The sequence below is a fragment of the Paraburkholderia humisilvae genome (assembly GCF_902859855.1).
GTDB lineage: Bacteria > Pseudomonadota > Gammaproteobacteria > Burkholderiales > Burkholderiaceae > Paraburkholderia > Paraburkholderia humisilvae.
The window spans coordinates 1-1,709 of sequence record NZ_CADIKH010000302.1 but is presented as its reverse complement, the minus strand read 5'-3'; the positions used below and the strand labels follow the sequence as shown (position 1 = coordinate 1,709).

General features: G+C 58.0%; 2 protein-coding genes and 1 pseudogene. All 3 read left to right on the top strand.

What is annotated here, in order from left to right; translation table 11 throughout:
* Nucleotides 1–187 precede the first annotated feature (187 nt).
* Nucleotides 188–877 (top strand): hypothetical protein, encoded by a 690-nt coding sequence (locus HV796_RS42100; protein WP_175233524.1) that lies wholly within the window; start codon nt 188–190, stop codon nt 875–877.
* A 14-nt stretch (nt 878–891) separates the two neighbouring features.
* Nucleotides 892–1,110, top strand: a complete 219-nt coding sequence (locus HV796_RS42095) for a hypothetical protein (protein WP_175233523.1) — start codon at nt 892–894, stop codon at nt 1,108–1,110.
* A 387-nt stretch (nt 1,111–1,497) separates the two neighbouring features.
* Nucleotides 1,498–1,709: pseudogene (locus HV796_RS42090) on the top strand (IS6 family transposase); the annotation flags it as partial.

Below are 1,709 nucleotides of genomic sequence, written 5' to 3'. Positions count from 1 at the left end.
GGCGGCAAACTGCACCGCCATCGTCGCACTCGACAGATGTGCCCTTCGGATGATCCCGGAGCCGATGTCGCTGGCCAACTACCTCCTCCCGCGTCAGCGGGTTAGTTCAATTTGGCTTATCAGGATTAGACAAACGCGGAGGGATAGTACAATCACATAAATACAGCCAACGCATACTCATTACTGAATGACCACGGCCACCGCAGACCCCGAATCCAGGGCGCGACAGATCTGCATCGATACGACCGACCTGTCCTTGGGGGGAGCCATGGAGGCGGTGTGCTGCTACGATCTCGACCGGCGCTGTCTGATCGCGACCGGGATGGGAAAACCGGACTCGGTTCCCGTGCCTGACAGCGCCTATCCAGCTGTCGAGACCGCCGGGCATTCGATCCGGGTGATTCACACGCACCCTGAGTCGGCCGTCAACGTCAGCCTGAGTGAGTCGGATGTGTCGTATCTCTGGACGCACGCTGGCGTGTTAGAGGTGGAAGCGGTCCTGCTCGATGGCAGCTGGTTTCGGGCCGGTCGCCGCATCGACACGGACTGGGCGCACGAGAGTGCGTTCGCCACAACCGATCTGATCAACGCGGGCGTGGCGGCTGCGACGATCGAGGACCGGCAGAATCTGGGTTTGGATCCGTTCTATAATGAGGTCCGCACGCATCTGGTGTTGATCGTGCTGGATGAGTACCTTCGGGAGCAGGAAAAAAGCGCCAGATCATGGTTTTCGTGGCGTCGCCCGCCCGAGTACGGTTTTACATATATATTTGAGCTGTCGGAGCAACGGCGTCATCGTTGGGCTGAACCCCAGTCGCAACGGCAGATCCAAGGCTGGGTCAGTGCAATTCGGCGAGAATATCGCCGCATCCGATAACTGCGAGGATCATCATGGCCATTTTCGTTCCGGCACCGCCGGCAGAGCGCAGCAGACGGGCAAAGAGTGAGTGGCAAAGGTATGCCGCTGATCTCCGCACGCTGCTTGAAGGCCAGCTGCGCCCGGGCGAACTCAGCGCGGTGCGTTTTCAGTTGCGATTTGCCGAGACGCTACTTGACCGCATGCAGGAGTGGGAGCCCGTCGGCCATGCTTCGACGATGCTGCGCAGATAGCTGATTAAACGTAAGTTGATCGCGCAAAAACCGCCGGCATTCCGGCGGTTTTTTTATGCTCAACCAGAAGCTTGGCGCGAGCAAGGAGCCTGATGGCCCTGTGCAAGTGGCCATGTCTGTCGTCGGGTCCATACATGCGCGGAATCCTGATCCGGGATTTGCATTGAGACGTCAACCAATGGCGAAAACGACTCTAATCTGTCCGCCCTGAATAAAGCGTTTTTGTTCGTCGTCGGCGTCAGACGACGGGCGTTCTCTGATCGGCAGAAACGAACAACGCGATAAGAACGAGGGCGCAAAAAAGCCGCAGCTTCCTGAGGATCATCGGTGTCGCAATAAGGCGGGTCGGCTATGATGTGCGGAACAAGATGAACGACTGAAAGCTTGATGAAGACGCTGAATCCGGCTGTAGCCCCCGTGCTCAAACGCCTGCATTACCTGCTTGATGTAATCCTGACGTGCGTGCGTTGGTACGTGTCTTATGCGCTAAGCCTGCGAAACCTGGAAGAAATGATGGCGGAGCGAGGCATCGGGGTGGATCATTCAACCGTGCATCGTTGGGCCCTCAAGCTGCTGCCGGTGCTGGAGAAAGCGTTCGG